Source organism: Pseudomonas sp. FW305-96, from assembly GCF_058783825.1.
In genome coordinates, this window is sequence record NZ_JBYSYW010000010.1 from 33,824 (window position 1) to 54,408 (window position 20,585).

Annotated in this window: 15 protein-coding genes and 3 pseudogenes; 8 read left to right on the forward strand and 10 right to left on the reverse strand. The window is 61.4% G+C overall.

Features of this window, described 5'->3' with window-relative positions:
- Nucleotides 1–32 precede the first annotated feature (32 nt).
- Entirely contained in the window at nucleotides 33–1,388 is a 1,356-nt protein-coding gene (locus AC3WL2_RS10035) for an HlyD family type I secretion periplasmic adaptor subunit (protein ID WP_046854598.1), read from the forward strand.
- Nucleotides 1,389–1,454: 66 nt separating this feature from the next.
- Here AC3WL2_RS10035 and AC3WL2_RS10040 read toward each other — a convergent pair whose 3' ends face one another.
- The 4 genes and pseudogenes from AC3WL2_RS10040 to AC3WL2_RS10055 all read right to left on the reverse strand — a co-directional run bounded on the left by AC3WL2_RS10040 (nucleotide 1,455) and on the right by AC3WL2_RS10055 (nucleotide 4,807).
- On the reverse strand, nucleotides 1,455–2,054 hold the full coding sequence (locus AC3WL2_RS10040; protein WP_102684300.1) for a tRNA-uridine aminocarboxypropyltransferase: 600 nt from the start codon (nucleotides 2,052–2,054) through the stop codon (nucleotides 1,455–1,457).
- A 153-nt stretch (nucleotides 2,055–2,207) separates the two neighbouring features.
- Complete coding sequence (locus tag AC3WL2_RS10045) at nucleotides 2,208–3,236, reverse strand: methyl-accepting chemotaxis protein (protein ID WP_371918135.1); 1,029 nt, start codon at nucleotides 3,234–3,236, stop codon at nucleotides 2,208–2,210.
- A gap of 228 nt (nucleotides 3,237–3,464) precedes the next feature.
- Nucleotides 3,465–3,815 (reverse strand): annotated as a pseudogene (locus AC3WL2_RS10050) (PAS domain-containing protein); the annotation flags it as partial.
- Between the two features lie 98 nt (nucleotides 3,816–3,913).
- Nucleotides 3,914–4,807, reverse strand: coding sequence for a LysR family transcriptional regulator (locus AC3WL2_RS10055; protein ID WP_102684298.1), 894 nt, complete (start codon nucleotides 4,805–4,807; stop codon nucleotides 3,914–3,916).
- 224 nt (nucleotides 4,808–5,031) lie between these two features.
- On the opposite strand from AC3WL2_RS10055, the gene speB reads away from it, so the two are divergent.
- On the forward strand, nucleotides 5,032–5,982 hold the full coding sequence (gene speB, locus AC3WL2_RS10060) for an agmatinase (protein ID WP_046854594.1): 951 nt from the start codon (nucleotides 5,032–5,034) through the stop codon (nucleotides 5,980–5,982).
- A 251-nt stretch (nucleotides 5,983–6,233) separates the two neighbouring features.
- Nucleotides 6,234–7,613 carry a sodium:solute symporter family protein gene (locus tag AC3WL2_RS10065; RefSeq protein WP_046854592.1) on the forward strand — a complete coding sequence of 460 codons (1,380 nt, stop codon included), beginning with the start codon at nucleotides 6,234–6,236 and terminating at the stop codon, nucleotides 7,611–7,613.
- A 179-nt stretch (nucleotides 7,614–7,792) separates the two neighbouring features.
- Here the strand turns inward: AC3WL2_RS10065 and AC3WL2_RS10070 are convergent, their stop codons facing one another.
- The 5 genes and pseudogenes from AC3WL2_RS10070 to dsdA form a co-directional block, all read right to left on the reverse strand.
- Nucleotides 7,793–8,071 (reverse strand): hypothetical protein, encoded by a 279-nt coding sequence (locus AC3WL2_RS10070; protein ID WP_102684297.1) that lies wholly within the window; start codon nucleotides 8,069–8,071, stop codon nucleotides 7,793–7,795.
- A 112-nt stretch (nucleotides 8,072–8,183) separates the two neighbouring features.
- Nucleotides 8,184–8,388 (reverse strand): annotated as a pseudogene (locus AC3WL2_RS10075) (IS5/IS1182 family transposase); the annotation flags it as partial.
- 323 nt (nucleotides 8,389–8,711) lie between these two features.
- A complete protein-coding gene (locus tag AC3WL2_RS10080) occupies nucleotides 8,712–10,220 on the reverse strand; it encodes a M81 family metallopeptidase (protein WP_102684296.1) in 1,509 nt (502 codons plus the stop codon).
- Nucleotides 10,220–11,560 carry an MFS transporter gene (locus tag AC3WL2_RS10085; RefSeq protein WP_173862453.1) on the reverse strand — a complete coding sequence of 447 codons (1,341 nt, stop codon included), beginning with the start codon at nucleotides 11,558–11,560 and terminating at the stop codon, nucleotides 10,220–10,222. Before AC3WL2_RS10085 ends, AC3WL2_RS10080 begins: the two co-directional genes overlap by 1 nt.
- A 95-nt stretch (nucleotides 11,561–11,655) precedes the next feature.
- Entirely contained in the window at nucleotides 11,656–12,966 is a 1,311-nt protein-coding gene (dsdA, locus tag AC3WL2_RS10090; protein ID WP_102684295.1) for a D-serine ammonia-lyase, read from the reverse strand.
- A 91-nt stretch (nucleotides 12,967–13,057) separates the two neighbouring features.
- Between dsdA and AC3WL2_RS10095 the strand changes: the two genes are divergently transcribed.
- Nucleotides 13,058–13,999 (forward strand): LysR family transcriptional regulator, encoded by a 942-nt coding sequence (locus AC3WL2_RS10095; protein ID WP_102684294.1) that lies wholly within the window; start codon nucleotides 13,058–13,060, stop codon nucleotides 13,997–13,999.
- 620 nt (nucleotides 14,000–14,619) lie between these two features.
- Here AC3WL2_RS10095 and AC3WL2_RS10100 read toward each other — a convergent pair.
- A pseudogene (locus AC3WL2_RS10100) lies at nucleotides 14,620–15,099 on the reverse strand (IS5 family transposase); the annotation flags it as partial.
- Between the two features lie 107 nt (nucleotides 15,100–15,206).
- Here AC3WL2_RS10100 and AC3WL2_RS10105 point away from each other — a divergent pair.
- The 4 genes from AC3WL2_RS10105 (at nucleotide 15,207) to AC3WL2_RS10120 (ending at nucleotide 20,576) form a co-directional block, all read left to right on the forward strand.
- Nucleotides 15,207–15,728 (forward strand): site-specific integrase, encoded by a 522-nt coding sequence (locus AC3WL2_RS10105; RefSeq protein WP_256582707.1) that lies wholly within the window; start codon nucleotides 15,207–15,209, stop codon nucleotides 15,726–15,728.
- A 36-nt stretch (nucleotides 15,729–15,764) separates the two neighbouring features.
- The gene (locus tag AC3WL2_RS10110) at nucleotides 15,765–17,552 is read left to right on the forward strand and encodes an N-acetylglutaminylglutamine amidotransferase (protein ID WP_102684293.1); all 1,788 of its coding nucleotides are present in this window, start codon (nucleotides 15,765–15,767) and stop codon (nucleotides 17,550–17,552) included.
- 3 nt (nucleotides 17,553–17,555) lie between these two features.
- On the forward strand, nucleotides 17,556–19,301 hold the full coding sequence (ngg, locus tag AC3WL2_RS10115; RefSeq protein WP_102684292.1) for an N-acetylglutaminylglutamine synthetase: 1,746 nt from the start codon (nucleotides 17,556–17,558) through the stop codon (nucleotides 19,299–19,301).
- A gap of 90 nt (nucleotides 19,302–19,391) precedes the next feature.
- Nucleotides 19,392–20,576 (forward strand): osmoprotectant NAGGN system M42 family peptidase, encoded by a 1,185-nt coding sequence (locus AC3WL2_RS10120; RefSeq protein ID WP_102684291.1) that lies wholly within the window; start codon nucleotides 19,392–19,394, stop codon nucleotides 20,574–20,576.
- Nucleotides 20,577–20,585 lie beyond the last annotated feature (9 nt).

The window sequence follows — 20,585 nt, forward strand, 5'->3', positions numbered from 1 at the left end:
GAGCGGGCCCCGGCCTGCATCGGAGGTAGAACATGCCCATCAGCCACAGCGTGCGCAGCTACCTCCAGGGCGGCGACAGCCGCGCCGAACGCGACTATATGCCAGAGCTGGCCGGCGCCACCCTGCAGGAGTCCCCCAGCCTGTCACGGCTGACCGTGTGGCTGGCGGCGATCCTGCTGCTGGTGGCACTGGTCTGGGCCAACTTCGCGGTGCTCGACGAAGTCACCGTCGGCGAAGGCAAGGCCATTCCGTCGAGCAAGGTGCAAGTGGTGCAGAACCTCGAAGGCGGCATCGTCACCGAGATCTTCGTGCGAGAGGGGCAGATGGTCGACAAGGGCGCCACCCTCCTGCGCCTGGACGACACGCGCTTCAAGTCGAACAAAGGTGAAAGCGAGGCCGACCGTTACGCCCTCAGCGCGCAGGTGGAACGCCTGTCGGCCGAGTCCGAAGGCCGCCCCTTCGTGCTGTCGAGCGAAGTCCGCGCCAAGGCCCCGCAGGTGGCCGAGGACGAGGCCGCGCTGTACGAATCACGCCAGCGCCGCCTGACCAGCGAGAAGCAGACCCTCAATGAACAGCTGCGGCAGAAGACTCAGGAGCTGGCCGAGTTCCGTTCCAAGGTCGACCAGTACCGCTCGGCGGTGGGCTTGTTGCAGCAGGAGCTGGACATGTCCTCGCCGCTGGTGAGCAAGGGCGCCATCTCCCCGGTGGAGATCCTGCGCCTCAAGCAGCGCAGCGTCGAGGCGCGCGGCCAGTTGAACGCGACCAACCTGGCCATACCCCGCGCCGAGGCGGCGATCGCCGAGATCCGCAGCAAGATCCAGGAATCGGACGCAAGCTTTCGCTCCGACGCCGCCAAGGAACTCAACGACAAGCGCACCGAACTGTCGAAGATCACCGCCACCAGCATCGCCATCGACGACCGGGTCAACCGCACCACCGTGGTGTCGCCGGTGCGCGGCATCGTCAAGCTGCTCAAGGTCAACACCATCGGCGGCGTGGTGCAGCCCGGCAGCGACCTGGTGGAGATCGTGCCGATCGAGGACAACCTGCTGATCGAGGCCAAGGTACGGCCGCAAGATGTGGCGTTCCTGCATCCTGGACAAACCGCGATGGTCAAGTTCAGCGCCTACGACTACACCATCTATGGCGGGCTCAAGGCCAAGCTGGAACTGATCGGCGCGGACACCGTCACCGACGACAAGGGCAATGCGTTCTACCTGATCCAGGTGCGCACCGACAAGAACCATCTGGGTGGCGACAACAAGCCGCTGCTGATCATCCCGGGGATGGTCGCCACGGTGGACATCATCACCGGGCAGAAGAGCGTGCTGGACTATCTGTTGAAGCCGGTGATGAAGGCCCGGACCGAGGCCTTGCGCGAGCGCTGACCGCGATCTGGATATCAGTGGGCGCGGGCTTGCCCCGCAATAAGGCCGGCACAGCCAACCAGTTGATCACCCCTGGCCGTGATTACGCTCGAAGGTTTCGGCGCCCATGGCTGCGATCTGCCCGTCGATCAACGCCTCGAACGGCCGCAACAACGCATCGAAGCCAGCAGGTGCTTCCAGCACGTTCAGCGCCTGCACGATCGCCTCGAGGGTGGATACGGCGCCTGGCTCAGGTGCCTTGCGCAACCGGTAGCGCGAAGGCAGGACCGCGCCCAGCGTCACCCGTGGCAACGCTTCCAGCTGCGGGTTCAGGTAGAGCATCTTGCGTGCCTTGCGCCAGGTACCGTCAGGTACGATCAGCAGCAACGGCAGATCATCACCCTGCCCGTATGCCTGCAAGACCTCTGCCTCATCACCTGGGAACAACAGGACCGGGCGATAACCCGGTGTCGTCAGCAAGGTCTCCAGGTCATCGAACACCTCGCCGATCCGCAGCTCGGCATTGACCAGCGCAAGGGCCGCCAGGCGCGCCGTGTTCAGGGCGTGGGCGGTTTCACTGGGGTGTTGCAGCACAACCACGCGGGTACGGCTGTCCAGGTGCGGGATCAGTGGGCAGAGGCAATGGGCGAGCGGGCGCTGGCAGCGCTCGCAGCGGGGTCTTGGCATGAGGAACTCCTTGGGGCGGGTAGTTTGCCACAGGGCAGCCATCCCCAGTTTGCTGCGAGGCATACGTGGGAGCGGGCTTGCCCCGCGACAAAGCCGGCACCGCAATCGCGGGGCAAGCCCGCTCCCACGCCTCTACTGTTACCCGCTACAGCTTCAGCGGTTGAACCGCTCCGCCAGGCTGTGCAGGTACTCCGCCATGCGCTCCAGGTCCTGGCTGATCTCGGCGCCCTGCTTGGCCTGCCCCGCGCTCTCGTCGCACAAATGAGCGATGCGTACGATCTGCTGGTTGATGTCCTCGGCCACATGGCTCTGCTGCTCGGATGCCGTGGCCATCTGCTGGCTCATGCCGGTGATGCGGCTGATCGCCTGGGCGATGCCCGACAACGCCTCCTGCACCGCCTCGACGCTGTGCACACTGTCACTGGAGATCTGCTGCCCGCGGCTGGCGCTGGCCACCGCGCGGTCGGCACCGGAACGCAGGGTGGAGATGATGTGGTGGATCTCCTCGGTCGAGGCGCGGGTGCGCTGCGCCAGCGACCGCACCTCGTCGGCCACCACGGCGAAGCCCCGGCCCTGCTCGCCGGCCCGCGCCGCCTCGATGGCGGCATTGAGCGCCAGCAGGTTGGTCTGCTCGGCAATCGAGGTGATCACGTCCACCACGCTGCCAATGGACTGGGTCTGCTCGGCCAGGGCGTTGACCGCCTGGCCGATGTCGCTGACCGCCTCGTTCATGCTGCCCATGGCGCGCAGGCTCTGCTGCGCCAGATCGCTGCCCTGCTGGGCCAGCTGGTCGGCGTCGCTGGCGGCGTGGGCGGTGGTCTGCACGTTATGGGTCACCTGCTGGATGGTCGCCGCCATCTGCGCGATGGCGGTGGCCGACTGATCGGTCTCGCTGCGCTGGCGGTCGAGCATCCGCGCCTGGGCATCGGACAACCCGGCGGACTGCGCGGCCCGTGACTTGACCCCGACACCGGCATCCACCAGGCGGGTCAACGCGGTCTGCAGGCGCGCCTCTTCGCTGATGATGGCCAGATCGAGCTGGCCCTGCAGGCCGGGGTTGTCACTGTAGGTCAGGGCCACCAGCGGGCTGGTGAAGGCCTTGGGGTGCTCTTCGAGGGTGCGACGGATCGACTGGTTCTGCCGGTGCTCGACCACGTACCAGGCCGCCAGCAGGCTGGCCATCAGCACCCCCAGCGCCGCGTAGGGCGGCAACCACAGGTAGGCGGCGGCCGAGAGCAGGCCCGCGCCGATCAATGGCCAGCCGTGGCCGATCCCGTGTCCCAGGCGCGCCGCCAGGGGTACCGGCGAACGCCCCGCGCGCAGACGGGCATACAGCTGCTCCGCCCGGCGGATCTGCTCTCGACTCGGCACTGAGCGCACCGATTCGTAGCCACTGATGCGGCCGTTCTCGTACACCGCCGTGACATAGGCGCTGACCCAGTAGAAATCGCCGTTCTTGGCGCGGTTCTTGACCACGCCCATCCAGGGCTTGCCTTGCTTGATGGTGTCCCACATGTGCCCGAAGACCGCCGGCGGCATGTCGGGATGACGCACCAGGTTGTGCGGCTGGCCGACCAGTTCGTCGTAGGTGAAGCCGCTGATGGCCACGAATGCGTCGTTGCAATAGGTAATGCGACTGTTCAGGTCGGTGGTGGAGATCAGCCGCTGGTCTTGGGGAAAGGTTCTTTCGTGCTCGGTGACGGGCAAATTCATGCGCATCGTTGGCGATCCCTTGCTTATCCAGATGAGTGGGAAAATCATCAAAGCAAGTAGATATTTAGCAGAAGGCCAGCACGCCAGCGGTCAAGTTTTGTAGGAAATTCGCTCGACCTGACCGAGCGGATTGAACAACGTCTGCTTCAGCCCACGTTGAGCTGGCTTTTGAGCAGGTCGCGGAACGTCTGGATCAACGGTTCCCGGCTGCGCCCACGACGAATGATCAGGGAAAACGGCGCCTGGTAACCGAAGGTGGCCGGCGACAAGACCCGCAGGTCGCCCTTGTCGACCCAGGCCTGGGCATAGTGCTCGGGCAGGTAGCCGATGTAGGCGCCGGAGAGAATCAGAATCAGTTGTGCCTCCATGCTCTCCACGGTAGCGGCGCTGTGCTTGAAGCCATGCCGGGCCAGCTCGGCCTGGCTCCAGTAGCCACGCCCGACCATGCGCTGCTGGGTGACCACCGGTTCGGGGATGCGTCGTTCGGCGAACAGCGGGTGGCGGCTGCTGCAATACAGCCAGTGCTGCTCGCGGTACAACGGCTGGTAGAGCAGCCCGCTCATACGCGAGGAAAACGCGCCGATGGCCAGGTCCAGACGATTGTCCTGCACGCCGAGCTGCAATTCATAGGGACTGGACACCGACAGGTGCAGGTGCACCGCCGGGTGTTCCTGGCTGTAGGCGCCGATGGCCTCGGCCAGCGGCAGGGCGCTGTCGCCAACGGTGGAATCGATCACCCCCAGGTTCAGGGTGCCGCGCAGTTCGCCTTTGAGCGCGGCGGCGTACTGCTCGAAGCCGTCCAGCTCGCCCAGCAGGCGCAGGGTCTCCTGATGGAACAACTCGCCCTTGCTGGTCAGGCTGAAGCCGCCCCGGCCACGGTGACAGAGCACGATCCCGAGGGCGCCTTCAAGCTGGCTCATGTAGGTACTGATCGCCGAGGTCGACAGGTTGAGGTCACGCTGGGCGTTGGCGAACCCCTGGTGGCGCACCACGCTGGCGAAGATGCGCAGCAGTTTCAGGTCGGGCAGCGATGAGGCCATGGCGCAGGCTCCGCAGGGTGGAAATCGCCAGAGTCTAACCCGCTTGCCGGCCGATAGTTCAGAGAATCCTGAAGTAAGTATTTGTCGGTAGCGATTCTTCCCGGCCACTACCTTGCGCAGACTGCGGCGAAATGTCCCTGCCCGCCAGCATGACCAGATGATCCAGGCGCGCGGCGGCACAGGTTCGAACAAACAGAACAATCGACCGACTGATGAGGCCCACCGTGGACAAGATTCTCCACCAACCACTGGGCGGCAACGAAATGCCGCGTTTCGGCGGCATCGCCACCATGCTTCGCCTGCCCCACCTGCAAAGCGCCGAAGGCCTGGACGCCGCGTTCATCGGCGTGCCGCTGGACATCGGCACCTCGCTGCGTTCCGGCACCCGCTTCGGCCCGCGGCAGATCCGCGCCGAGTCGGTGATGATCCGCCCCTACAACATGGCCACTGGCGCCGCCCCGTTCGACTCGCTGTCGGTGGCCGACATCGGTGACGTGGCGATCAACACCTTCAACCTGCTCGACGCCGTGCGCATCATCGAAGAGGCCTACGACGAGATCGTCGAGCACAATGTCATCCCGCTGACCCTGGGCGGCGACCACACCATCACCCTGCCGATCCTGCGTGCCCTGCACAAGAAGCACGGCAAGATCGGCCTGGTCCACATCGATGCCCACGCCGACGTCAACGACCACATGTTCGGCGAGAAGATCGCCCACGGCACCACCTTCCGCCGCGCCGTGGAAGAGGGGCTGCTCGATTGCGACCGCGTGGTGCAGATCGGCCTGCGCGCCCAGGGCTACACCGCCGACGACTTCAACTGGAGCCGCCGCCAGGGCTTTCGCGTGGTGCAGGCCGAGGAGTGCTGGCACAAGTCGCTGGCGCCGCTGATGGCCGAAGTGCGCGAGAAGGTCGGTGGCGGCCCGGTGTACCTGTCGTTCGACATCGACGGCATCGACCCGGCCTGGGCGCCCGGCACCGGCACCCCGGAGATCGGCGGCTTGACCACCATCCAGGCGATGGAGATCATCCGCGGCTGCCACGGCCTGGACCTGATCGGCTGCGACCTGGTCGAAGTTTCCCCACCCTATGACACCACCGGCAACACCTCGTTGCTGGGCGCCAACCTGCTGTTCGAAATGCTCTGCGTGCTGCCGGGCGTGGTGCGCCGCTAAGGCGGACCTCTTCCCTGTAGGAGCGGCTTCAGCCGCGATCACCCGCGAAGCGGGTGCCCGGATATGGCGGCGCCTGCTTCGCGGCTGAAGCCGCTCCTACAGGGTAGTGATAGACGTCCTGAAAGTTTGACCCCGGCAGGAGCCATTCGGGAGGGCCATAGAGGCCCGCCAACACAAGACAGAACCGCCGGGCGCCTTGCACCGTCCGGACGGCCGATCTCGCCATAATAAAGATAATCGGGAGACCCCCAATGGCCTTGGACATCATCGTTGTACTGATCTATGCCGCCGGCATGCTCGCGCTTGGCTGGTACGGCATGCGGCGCGCGAAGACCCACGAAGACTATCTGGTGGCCGGGCGCAACCTCGGCCCGACCCTGTACATGGGCACCATGGCCACCACCGTGCTGGGCGGCGCCTCCACCGTCGGCACCGTGCGCCTGGGCTATGTGCACGGCATCTCCGGCTTCTGGCTGTGCGCCGCCCTGGGCCTGGGGATCATCGCGCTCAACCTGTTCCTGGCCAAGCCGCTGCTGCGCCTGAAGATCTTCACCGTGACCCAGGTGCTGGAGCGCCGCTACAACCCGATGGCCCGCCAGGCCAGCGCGGCGATCATGCTCGCCTACGCGCTGATGATCGCGGTGACCTCGACCCTGGCCATGGGCACCGTGCTGCAGGTACTGCTCGACGTTCCCTTCTGGATGGCCCTGCTGTTCGGCGGCGGTGTGGTGGTGGTGTACTCGACCATCGGCGGCATGTGGTCGCTGACCCTGACCGACATCGTCCAGTTCGTGATCAAGACCGTGGGCCTGATGTTCATCCTGCTGCCGGTGTGCCTGTACAAGGCCGGCGGCTGGGACGCCCTGGTGGCCAAGCTGCCGGCGGCCAGCTTCAGCTGGACCACCATCGGCTGGGACACCATCATCACCTACTTCCTGATCTACTTCTTCGGCATCCTGATCGGCCAGGACATCTGGCAGCGGGTATTCACCGCCCGTGACGAGAAGGTCTGCCAGCGCGCCGGCACCACCGCCGGTGTCTACTGCGTACTGTACGGCCTGGCCTGCGCGCTGATCGGCATGGCCGCCCACGTGCTGATGCCGGACCTGGCCAACCCGAACAACGCCTTCGCCGAGATGATCAAGGGCCAGCTGCCCGAGGGCATCCGTGGCCTGCTGATGGCCGCCGCCCTGGCCGCGATGATGTCCACCGCCAGCGCGGGCCTGCTGGCCGCCTCGACCACCCTGACCGAAGACCTGCTGCCGAAACTGCGCGGCGGCAAGCAGTCGAGCCTGGGTATCAACCGCCTGTTCACCCTGTTGACCGGCCTGGTGGTGCTGGGGATCGCCCTGGCGGTGAATGACGTGATCAGCGCCCTGACCCTGGCCTACAACCTGCTGGTGGGCGGCATGCTGATCCCGCTGATGGGTGCGATCTTCTGGAAGCGCGCGACCACCGCCGGCGCCATCGCCAGCATGACGCTGGGCTTCGCCACCGCCTTGTTCTTCATGTTCAAGGACGGCCTGGACGCCAACTCGCCGATCTACTACAGCCTGGCCATCGGCCTGGCGAGCTTCGTGCTGGTCAGCCTGGCGTCACGCAAGCCGGTGGCAACGGTGAACCTGGCCTGACACCTGGAACCTCATCGCCGGCGGTGCGGCCCCTTTTCGTACGGGCCGCCTACCGGCGAATGGCCCACAGGCGACCCTTCATCTTATATAACGGATCGATCTAAAAACTCTCGCATCCTGCCCCGGTCACTACCTAAGTGCCCACTTTCGCGGCACACCCTCCCCAACGGCAAAACCGGTTAATGTTTGGACGGTGCCTGCGCACAAATGCTCTGTGCCAAGTTCTCCCTCAACTGCAACAGCCAGGCGTGAGCCTGAACGAAATCCTCCACCAGCAACTGAGCCTGAAGGTCTTTCAGGCACAGGATCAGGCTGGAGTATCCCATCACCGCACAGGCGCCTAGTAACCGATGGGCGATAAAAAGCGCCGTTTCCTTGTCGCGGTGTTCGATGGCACCACCGAGGGCATCGGTATCGATTGCTGACTGATAGGGATCATCGCCGTTCTGAACATGCATTTTTCGCTTGTTTTTTCACAGCCCACGGTGCGTTCGGATCTAGTTACTGACCACAAACCGCCACAGAGGTAGCGGTAAGTCTGTTAGGCTCTGTTTGAAAAATCCGTCGCATTCACCGCATGACACAAGCCAGCGAGACCATCACAGCATAACTTTTTATGAGCTTGTCGGAGGGTGTGGCGATTGGGTATCCAGCTGAAAATGCGCCAGATGATTTTACGCTGTTGATATTTAGGGCGAACAAACAGCCTCGGCAAGCCGGGTTTTGGCTTGCGTTTCATTGAGCGAAGCGGGATGACCGACTGTATTCGATTCCGTTGACGTGTACGTTCCGTTTAATCATATACCTCGATACCACCATCGATATAGTTCTGCCATTTTTTTGCAGCGTAGTTTGCGAGCCTGGCCGGGTCGTATGTAGAAGCGACGCCAACATCTACGGGGATCCCCGAAGCCTCCACTTATTCACCTGACCCGATCACACATACTGGGAAGTCTAAGCGGTCGGCTACGCGCTGAGAGACACTGGGGCTTTCTGGCGTTAAAGCCTATGAGCGCGCGTACCAGGACGTCCTTTGCAGGACATCCTCAAACTCAGATTTACCCACGCGGGAGACATCAGGCAGGGCATGCAGTTTTCTCAAAACCTATAAGGCCCATCTAGTTCTTGAAGGGGCCAGAATGGGCCTAGCAAGCGGCTACGAGGGAAGCTCGTGATGTTCGCTGTGCTCAATCCTACGCTGTCGACCGTGATAATCTGCTCCGCCATACCGTTGAAGTAGGCTCGGAAATGGTTAGCTCCCTTGATTGCAATGATTTTGTGTCCGCTAACGTCCAAGCCATGCAGTGCAAACGGCTCCGTGTCATAGATCTGCTCCGCGCGTGAAGCGACGATGACATCAATTCCCTGGATGATCAGTCGACACATCGCGCCCAGATCGAATTTCACTCCCGCAAACATAGCGCCTGGCCGATTGGCAAAGCGTCCATCGGTAATGGATTTGACGTACGCATCAACTTCGATAGGGCTTCCCTGTAATTCACCCTGTTTACCACCGAGAGAGACACGGATGGTTGCGCCTACACCTGCATGCTGCGCTTGACGGACAACCGCTGCATCATTAATAGCGGCGAAACAGCACTCCCCAGGTGGAGGGTTCGCGTCAAGCAACGCCCTCAAGAGATGCGTGCCATCACCCGGTGTGCCGCCCCCAGGATTATCGGCGTATTCGTTGATCACGATCGGCTTGCCAGCATGCTCAAGCGCCATGGCCACACCCTTTTCAGGGGACGGGTACTCAGGCCTGAACGTTTCTCGGTTGGCCCAGATCCACTCGGCTACTTTATCGACACAACGCTGAGCTAACTGCTCATCACCGTTGGTGGTACAGATCACGGTTGGGCACGGTGCTGCAATGTCGGCATAAGGAAAACCGTGGAACCATGAACAGTCAACGACTCCTGACTGCTCCATCAAACGCCGACAAAGCTCATTTACCTGAAACGGTATGTATCCCTCTTGTGTAGCGACGATATAGGGAAGCATGGGCAAACGGCGAATGACACTAACCGGCTTAAGCTCATCATCGAGCATGCGCAGGATCAACTCCACTGCCTCGACGCCACGATCACGAAAATCAGTGTGCGGATACAAACGGCATGGTAGGGAAATATCGCAGGTCTCTTGCATCTGTATAGTGACGTTGCCATGCAGGTCATACACCGCAGCGATAGGCACGTTCTGCCCCACAAGGTCACGTACAGCCTGGGCAATGTCCCCTTCGATGTCTTCAACCCCCTCCGCTACCCCTGCGCCATGTAGCGCCAACAACACACCATCAATTGGCAGGACGCGCTGAATCTCGCTCACGATCGCCTGCTTCATTGCGGCATAAGCGTTTGTAGAGATGGTACCCGACGGGGTCGCCTGCCCCAGGTAGCACGGTTCAAGGCATGCGCCAAGCTTGCTGGCACCTTCAATGAAGCCACCAACCTGGTGGTTTGCACCAGCAAATGCCTCAACAATCTCCTGCCCTTGATATTGCTCGAAGCTTTTCAGCTCTGTAGCACCTGTAACGCTGGTGGTGTAGGTATTAGTTTCATGGATGATCCCGGCGACTGCCAATCGGATCGGTGCTTTCTTATTCATCAATCTGCCTCCGCGACAGAATTTGAACGGCCATGATTACTAAACCTTTTATTATTAAGCGTAAGCGAAATAATCGCGCCGATAATCAGGGCAATTGCAACCAGGTAAACAGCAGGAGTAGTGCTCTGATAGGTATCACGGACCCAACCGATCATATAAGGCGAAACGAAGCCACCCAAGTTAGCCAAGCTGTTAATCACACCAATGCAAGCAGCTGCCGTCGCCCCCCCAAGAAACGCGGTAGGCAATGTCCACATTATTGGAGAAAAGCTGATGATCCCTCCTGCAGCAATGGACAGGCAGATCACTGCCAAGACCAAATTCTGCCCTGCAAACGTACTGCCAATAAGCCCAAGTGCACCAACCAGCATCACCCCAGCCAGATGCCAGCGTCGTTCCCCGTGCTTGTCGGAGCTACGCCCTACCAGCACCATGGTGATTATTGCTACAAAATAGGGAATTGCGCTGAGCACTCCGATTTCAGTGGCGCCCGTCGCACCGGCATCACGGATCAAGGTCGGCAGATAGAAGCCCAGTGTGTACAGCGCCATCATGGCTGCAAAGGTCATCAGAATGATGCGGATGATTCGAGTGTCCCGCAGCACCTGCATGAAAGTCATGTGCTCTTTACCCCGATCATCCTGAGCCAAATCATGCTCAATCAGGCTCCTCTCTTCTGCACTGAGCCACTTCGCATCTTGAACCCGGTTCGACAAAATCAACAAAACACCGATGGCCAGCGGCAGAGTTGGCAAAGCCTCAATCACGAACATCCACTGCCAACCAGGATGCCCACCCACCATGTGGAAGTGCTCCATGATCCAACCGGACAGAGGGCTGCCGACCAGACCCGCAACTGGAATACCTGCTTGAAAAATCGCCGTCATTTTTCCCCGTCGATGGTTGGGAAACCAGTAGGTCAGGAACAGAATTACCCCTGGATAGAAACCGGCCTCAGCCACGCCGAGAAGAAATCGGAGGGTGTAAAAATGCCAAGGCTCACTTACGAACGCCATCATTCCGGACAGGATGCCCCAGGTTATCATGATCCGCGCGATCCATATGCGAGCGCCCACCCTGTGCAGAATCAAATTACTCGGAACCTCAAACATAAGATAACCGATAAAAAACAGGCCTGCTCCTAAACCGTAAGCGGCTTCGCTAAACTGTAGATCCGCCTGCATGTTTAGTTTTGCAATACCGATGTTAATTCGATCCAGATAGGCGATCACATAACATAGCATGAGAAACGGAATAAAACGCAACGCCACTTTGCGATAGGTCTTATCCGCAAAGCTTTTAGCGGCTTGATCGCTGATGGCGCATGATGAGTGTTCCATGAGACTGCTCCTTGTAATTTTTGGCATTTGGCAGTTTAGGGAATGGGCGCTGGTCAATCGTTATTACGTACCCGCATCCACCGATGAAATAGTAATTAACGGCTGATGCTTTGAGCGTATTCAAAGAAGCGATCAAGCTCCTGACGAGGAACGAGAGAGCCGCCAGTGGCCCAAATCACATGAGTGGCATTTTGTAAATTAAGACTTAAGGCTTCAACATAAGCCTGCCCCTCCACACTTTTGACCAGCCAGCCGGGGCCGTCGATCGCTGCTGCCGAAGAAGGTTCGATCTCTACGCCCATGGCGTCTCTTAGTGACAGCATGTTCAGGTAGAGCTGGTCGTCGGCGACGGTATACACACCAGAAAGCCGATCAACCATCAACGGACAAACGAACTCCGATGCAAGGCCAACAGCCAATCCATCAGCCTCCGTCTGGTTATCCAGCCCGATGTCGTACACCGAGACAGGTTCTTCGCAACCCGCCGCCATTTGCACCAGTACACATGGGGAAGCCACAGGTTCGGCGAAGAAGCAATGAACATGATCACCAAATATTAGCTTGAGACCATAGGCGATTCCCCCTGGTGCACCACCTACGCCACAGGGTATGTATACGAATAGAGGACTCTGGGCTTCAACCCTTCGGCCGTGCTCGGCTAATTGCTTGGCCAAGTGTTCAGCAGCAGCGGCATAACCGTAGAACAACAACGGCGACCGCTCATCGTCGACGAAATGGCTAAACGGAGACTGATCTGACTGCGCCCTACCGGCGGCAACCGCTTGGGCGTAATCACCAGCATGCTCGACAACCCTGACGCCACGATTGCGCAGGCGATCTTTCTTCCACTGCTTCGCATCAGCAGACATGTGCACAACAGTGTCGAACCCCAATGCCGCAGCCATCACACCAATACTCAAACCTAGATTTCCGGTGCTTCCGACTGTTACCGCATAGCGCGAGAAAAGCTCACGGGCTTTTTGGCTCGCCATCGCACTCCGATCATCAGAGTCACGCAGCAAGCCATTCTCCAGGGCTACTTTTTCTGCAAAAGCCAAGACCTCATGAAACCCACCGCGGGCCTTGATAGAGCCCGCTACCGGCAACTGATCATCTCGTTTGATGAACCAATGCCCTGCAGCTGTGTCATCTGCGAACACCGCTTGCTGAAGAGGCCCGGCAGGTTGCAGCTCGGACTCCACCACGCCATTACAAGGCTCAAGCTCAGGAAATAACTTGGCCAACAGGGGGGCACAGCGTGCAAGACGCAGCCGGGCATCCTCGATCTGTTGATCCTCCTGCATGCCGCTCGAGCCTGCCCGGCCAAGGGTTGGGTTGACCCATAGCATAGGCTGCCTTGATCTAAGCTGTTCTAATATACTGCGTTCAATTTTCGAGATAGGCATCGTCTGATCCTGCACCGTGATGCTTGGAATACTAGAGCTCCACGACAATTGCCTATAACGATTTTTTCTAACAAATGCATTAGGACACCTTATGGCTATCACTCTCGATTCGTCCCTGTTGGGTAGCCTCAGGTGCTTTGAGGCCGCCGGCCGAACCCTGAGCTTTACTCAGGCTGCAGCCCATCTGAATTTGACTCAAAGTGCGGTGAGCCAACAGATCCGCCACTTGGAGGAACGGCTTGGTTACCCTTTGTTTATACGCAAACCTCGGGCGCTGACACTCACACCGAACGGTGCCGTATTGTTCGAAGTGAGTACGCGTCTGATCAATGAGATGCAGCAGACGATCAACCGTCTTGCAGCGCCCAATGCACCGCTGCAAATAAATTGCCTACCGTCCTTCACGCTGCAATGGCTCATGCCGCGTTTGCCGGAGTTTAATCGCTTGGAGACCAGCATACAGGTGCGTTTGAAAGCAGAGTTTCAGGCGCTGGATCGGCAATTAATGGACGAACAAGAAATTGATCTAGCGGTCCGCTATGATCCCGAGAGCTACAGCCATCTGCATACTGATTTCCTGATGGACGAATATCTAGTACCCGTCGCCACGCCTCGTTATGTGGAAAAAAATCTAAAACATGATAACGGGCTGGCGCTTGATAAAGCCGTGCTGCTACACGATGCGACGCCTTGGTCAGGAGCACCGGAGTTTATCGAATGGAAGACCTGGCTGGATGCACACATGCCTGAATATCACGGCCACATAGAGGGGCCACAATTCAACCTCTCCTGCCTGGCAATCAGCGCAGCGCTTAACGACCAAGGGATTGCTATGGGACGGGCTACATTGGTCTACGACGACTTGATCAGTGGTCGGCTAGTCAACCCCTTTGGGAAATATGTCAAGGCTCCAGCGCGTTACGTGATGCTGCGACGCAGCGCGGAGGACCACCGCGTTAAGGTGTTCGCGCAATGGCTTTCATCCCTCTGCACTCAGTTCGTAACGGCTCGTGACATAATACTTGGGCGTTAAGCAACGCGACTAAGCTGATCTATCCGATTGAGCAACCTGATTGAGCAGCAGAACTTGCAGCTTTACTCGAAAGTCATAGAATTATCTCACGCTCTTGAGATGCAGTAGCCATTTTTAATGGCTGGCATGATTATTAAAAATTTATCGAATTACGCAACGCCGCCTGAACATTTTTGCATTTTTACAGCACTTGAAAGCACTCCCTCAATCGCAGGCACAATTCTCAGGCCCTTCACCTGAATAGAAATTCATTCTTAAATGGGACCCGAATACACCGGCCTACCCCTACAAATACGGTATTTCTGGTGACAAAGATCCAGGGCCTTCCTAGGCTCTGTATGAAAAGCCTTGATACTCGGTGATGCTGCGTTGAAAACAGCCTCGGAATGCTCATTTACAACCCGTAAAGTCGGGCGCGACTCCGACCGTTCCTCGGCTGTTTTCGCCTTGTCTGACCTTCGTCTCAAGACTTTTCATACAGACCCTAGGGATGCTCGGAAAAAGTCACCAGATATCCGGCCCCTGATCGCAGACAGCGTCGGTTCAGCGGGTTTTTCAGCCGCGCATTACACAAAAAAACTGAGACGCCTCCGGTTTTTCTGCATGCACAGACAACATGCTTTGTCACCGTGCAACAGATGGGCAACTTCCGTCACGTCAGCCACGTTGGCGGCGGTGCCATGAACATGATGTACCAGACCCGATTCAGCGTCGGCTCCGATATGCGCTTTCATGCCGAAGAAGTACTGGTTTCCATTCTTCGTCTGGTGCATTTCCGAGTCGCGTTGGCCTTCCTTGTTCTTGGTCGAACTGGGCGCGTGGATGATCGTGGCATCGACGATCGTGCCCTGGCGCAGCGATAAGCCTTTGTCTCGCAGGTACCCGTTGATGGTCTCCAGGATACCTCCCGCCAGCTGGTGCTTCTCCTGCAGGTGTCGGAAATTCATGATCGTCGTGTCCTCGGGGATCGGGGCGCTGAGCGTCAGTCGACCAAACTGGCGCATCGAGGTGATCTCGTACAATGCTTCTTCCATGGCCGGGTCACTCAGTGAAAACCAGTTTTGCAGTAGATTAATGCGCAACATGGTTTCCAATGGATAGGGTTCGCAAAGATGAGGCGGATTCGATCTTTACCCACCTGTACGAAACGACGAACGGCATGACGGCAATTTACGCAGCCTATTTCGAGTAATGCTTCTACACCGGAATGCGGCCAGGCGAGGTGATGGCCCTGCGCTGGAGCGAGATCGACAGGCGCGGAAAGACGGCCAACGTGTGCCGCATTCAGATCCGTGGTGTGATCCAGGATCGCCCTAAAACGAAGCGCACCCGGAAAGTTCTATTGAACGATCGCGCGCTTCATGCGCTCGAAAAAGCCAGACCGCTCACCGAGGCTCGTTCAGATTATGTGTTCGCGCCCAGTGGGACGGGTGACCGCTCGGGGATGTTCATTCGCTCCGAGACGAGTCAAAAACGCTACTGGCTGGCAGCACTGCGAAAGCTTGGTATCAGGCGCCGCAGGATGTACGACACGCGCCACACGTACGCGACCATGTGCCTGATGGCCGGCATGAACCCGGCATTCATCGCCGCGCAACTCGGGCATAGCGTGCAGGTTTTGCTTTCCACGTATGCCAAGTGGATCAACTCGCCTAACGACTGGGCTGAGCTTGATAAGCTGAAAATGCTGGAAAGTGGTACAAAAGTGGTACGAGCTGAAAGCCAGTAACGCCAAGAGTGCCGAAACTCAAAGGGTCTACGTTACATGTGCGGATTAGCAGGAGAGTTACGTTTCAGCCCCCTCGACCAAGCCTCTCGCCCGGCGGACCTCGCCGCGGTGGAGCGCATCACCCATCACCTGGCGCCCCGCGGCCCGGACGCCTGGGGCTTCCATAGCCAGGGCCCGATCGCCCTCGGCCATCGCCGCCTGAAAATCATGGACCTGTCCGACGGCTCGGCGCAGCCCATGGTCGACAATGACCTGGGCCTGGCCTTGGCCTTCAATGGCGCCATCTACAACTTCCCCGAGCTGCGCCAGGAACTGCAAGACCTGGGCTACCGCTTCTGGTCGGACGGCGACACCGAGGTGCTGCTCAAGGGCTATCACGCCTGGGGCGCGGCACTGCTGCCCAAGCTCAACGGCATGTTCGCCCTGGCCATCTGGGAGCGCGACAACCAGCGCCTGTTCCTGGCCCGCGACCGTCTGGGCGTCAAGCCCCTGTACCTGTCGCGCAATGGCGAGCGCCTGCGCTTCGCGTCGACCTTGCCGGCGCTGCTCAAGGGCGGGGATATCGACCCGGTGATCGACCCGGTGGCGCTCAATCACTACCTGAACTTCCACGCCGTGGTACCCGCGCCGCGCACCCTGCTGGCCAATGTGCAGAAGCTCGAGCCCGGCACCTGGATGCGCATCGACCGCCATGGCGAAGTCGAGCGCCAGACCTGGTGGCAGCTGCACTACGGCCCGAACCCTGACGAACGTGAACTCGACCTGGAGGGTTGGACCACCCGCGTGCTCGACGCCACCCGCGATGCCGTGGCCATCCGTCAGCGCGCGGCGGTGGATGTCGGCGTGCTGCTCTCCGGCGGTGTCGATTCCAGCCTGCTGGTCGGCCTGTTGCGCGAGGCCGGGGTAGACGACCTGTCGACCTTCTCCATCGGCTTCGAGGACGCCGGCGGCGAACGCGGCGACGAGTTCCAGTACTCCGACCTGATCGCCCGGCACTACGGCACCCGCCACCACCAGTTGCGCATCGCCGAGCACGAGATCATCGAGCAACTGCCGGCGGCGTTCCGCGCCATGAGCGAACCGATGGTCAGCCACGACTGCATCGCCTTCTACCTGCTGTCCCGGGAAGTGGCCAAGCATTGCAAGGGTGTGCAGAGCGGCCAGGGCGCCGACGAACTGTTCGCCGGCTACCACTGGTACCCGCAGGTCGATGGCGCCGAGGATGCCTTCGCGGCCTATCGCGAGGCTTTCTTCGACCGCAGCCACGCCGAGTACCGCGCCACCGTGCAGGCGCCCTGGCGTCTGGATACCGACGCGGCCGGCGACTTCGTGCGCGAGCACTTCGCCCGTCCCGGCGCGCCGGACGCGGTGGACAAGGCGCTGCGCCTGGACAGCACGGTGATGCTGGTGGACGACCCGGTCAAGCGGGTCGACAACATGACCATGGCCTGGGGCCTGGAGGCCCGCACGCCGTTCCTCGACTACCGCCTGGTGGAGCTGTCGGCGCGCATCCCGGCGCGCTTCAAGCTGCCTGATGGCGGCAAGCAAGTGCTCAAGCAGGCGGCGCGGCGGGTCATCCCCCACGAGGTGATCGACCGCAAAAAGGGCTACTTCCCGGTACCCGGCCTCAAGCACCTGGAAGGCGCAACCCTGGGCTGGGTGCGCGAGCTGCTGACCGACCCGAGCCAGGATCGCGGCCTGTTCGACCCGGCCATGCTCGACCGCCTGCTGAGCAACCCGCACGGCCAGCTCACGCCACTGCGCGGCTCCAAGCTGTGGCAGCTGGCGGCCCTGAACCTGTGGCTCAGCGAACAAGGAATCTGACCGATGAAAGCCCAAGAGATCGCCTACGGCCAGCGCTTGCTGCGCGGCCAGGCGCCATCCTACGAGCGCCTGCAGGCGCGCCTGGCCGGTGATGGCAGCGAGCCTCACGACCGGCCACGGGCACTGCACTGTGGCTGGGGCCGGCTGCTGATCGGGCATACCTACCCCGATCCGCTCAGCCTGGCCGAAGACCTGCTGCAGGAGCAGGCGGGCGAGCGCGACATCGCCCTGTACGTCGCGGCCCCCCAGCAGGTGCTGGCCCAGGCCCCGCAGCAACTGTTCCTCGACCCCTCCGACACCTTGCGCCTGTGGTTCACCGACTACCGCCCCGCGCAACGGGTGTTCCGCGGCTTCCGCATCCGCCGGGCGCAGGGCCCGGCGGACTGGCAGGCAATCAACACGTTGTACCAGGCCCGTGGCATGCTGCCGGTCGACCCCGAGCTGCTCACCCCGCGCGAGCTCGGCGGGCCGGTGTACTGGCTGGCCGAGGATGAGGACAGCCAGGCGGTGATCGGCAGCGTCATGGGCCTGGACCACAGCAAGGCCTTCGACGATCCCGAACACGGCTGCAGCCTGTGGTGCCTGGCGGTGGACCCGCAGTGCACGCGGCCCGGCGTCGGCGAAGTGCTGGTACGCCACCTCATAGAGCACTTCATGAGCCGCGGCCTGGCCTGCCTCGACCTGTCGGTGTTGCACGACAACCGCCAGGCCAAACGGCTGTACAAGAAGCTCGGCTTTCGCAACCTGCCGACCTTCGCCATCAAGCGCAAGAACGGCATCAACCAGCAACTGTTCCTCGGCCCTGGCCCCGAGGCGACGCTCAACCCCTATGCGCGGATCATCGTCGACGAAGCGCTGCGGCGCGGCATCGAGGTGCAGGTCGACGATGCCGCCAGCGGCCTGTTCACCCTCAGCCTGGGCGGGCGGCGGATCCGCTGTCGCGAATCGTTGAGCGACCTGACCAGCGCCGTGACCATGACCCTGTGCCAGGACAAGCGCCTGACCCGCCACGCCCTGCACAATGCCGGGCTGCAGGTGCCGGCGCAGCAGCTTGCGGGCAACGCCGACGACAACCTGGCGTTTCTCGACGAACATGGCGCAGTGGTGGTCAAGCCGGTTGATGGCGAGCAGGGCCAAGGGGTGGCGGTCAACCTCACGACGATCGATGAAGTCAGCCATGCCGTGGAGCAGGCCTGGCGCTTCGACAGCCGTGTGCTGCTGGAGAGCTTCCATGCCGGCTGCGACCTGCGCATCGTGGTGATCGGCTTCGAAGTGGTGGCGGCAGCGATCCGTCACCCGGCGCAGGTGGTCGGCGACGGCAAGCACAGCATCCGTGCACTGATCGAAGCGCAGAGCCGTCGGCGCCAGGCCGCCACGGGCGGCGAGAGCCGCATTCCGCTGGATGACGAAACCGAACGTACGCTCAAAGGCGCGGGCCTGGGTTACGACGACATCCTCCCCGCCGGGCAACGCCTGGCCGTGCGCCGCACCGCCAACCTGCATACCGGCGGCACCCTGGAGGATGTCACCGAACGCCTGCACCCGGTGCTGGCCGACGCCGCCGTGCGCGCCGCCCGCGCCCTGGAGATCCCGGTGGTCGGCCTGGACTTCATGGTCCGCGATGCCGAGCACCCGGACTACGTGATCATCGAAGCCAATGAGCGCGCCGGGCTGGCCAATCATGAGCCGCAACCGACGGCCGAGCGCTTCGTCGACTTGTTGTTCCCGCATAGCCGGGCTTTGGCCTGAAATCCATCGCGGGGCAAGCCCGCTCCCACGTGATTGCGTGGGAGCGGGCTTGCCCCGCGATGAGGCCCTCGAAACGAAGGAGTGATCCTGATGCCTGAGAAACACCCCGAACCCGATCTCGACTACCTCAAACGCGTCCTGCTGGAAATGCTCGCCATCCCCAGCCCCACCGGCTTCACCGACACCATCGTGCGCTACGTTGCCGAGCGCCTGGATGAACTGGGCATCCCCTTCGAGCTGACCCGTCGCGGCACCATCCGCGCCACCCTCAAGGGCCGCCAGAGCTCGCCTGACCGTGCCGTTTCGGCGCACCTGGACACCATCGGCGCCAGCGTTCGCCAGTTGCAGGACAATGGCCGCCTGGCCCTGGCGCCGGTGGGCTGCTGGTCGAGCCGCTTCGCCGAGGGCAGCCGGGTCAGCGTGTTCACCGACACCGGCGTGTACCGCGGCAGCGTACTGCCGCTGATGGCCAGCGGGCACGCCTTCAACACCGCCATCGACCAGATGCCGATCAGTTGGGAGCATGTGGAGGTACGCCTGGACGCCTACTGCACCACCCGCGCCGATTGTGAAGCACTGGGCATCGCCATCGGCGACTTCGTCGCCTTCGACCCCTTGCCGGAATTCACCGAAAGCGGCCATATCAGCGCACGCCACCTGGACGACAAGGCCGGTGTCGCTGCGTTGCTGGCGGCGCTCAAGGCCGTGGTCGAAAGTGGCAGGCAACCGCTGATCGACTGCCACCCGCTGTTCACCATCACCGAGGAGACCGGCTCGGGTGCAGCGGCCGCCCTGCCCTGGGACGTCAGCGAGTTCGTCGGCATCGACATCGCACCGGTGGCACCGGGGCAGGCGTCCAGCGAACACGCGGTGAGCGTGGCCATGCAGGACTCGTCCGGGCCCTACGACTATCACCTGTCGCGCCACCTGCTGAAACTGGCCGGCGACCGCGACCTGCCGGTGCGCCGCGACCTGTTCCGCTATTACTTCAGCGACGCCCACTCGGCGGTGACCGCAGGGCATGATATCCGCACCGCCCTGGTGGCCTTCGGCTGCGATGCCACTCACGGCTATGAGCGCACCCATATCGACAGCCTGGCGGCGCTCAGCCGGCTGCTCGGCGCCTACCTGCTCAGCCCCCCGGTGTTCGCCAGCGACTCGCAGCCGGCCAGTGCGTCTCTGGAGCGCTTCAGCCACCAGCTGGAGCACGATGCGCAGATGGAAAGCGACACCCGGGTGCCGGCGGTGGACAGCCTGGTGGGCAACAAGGGCTGAGAGCAATCT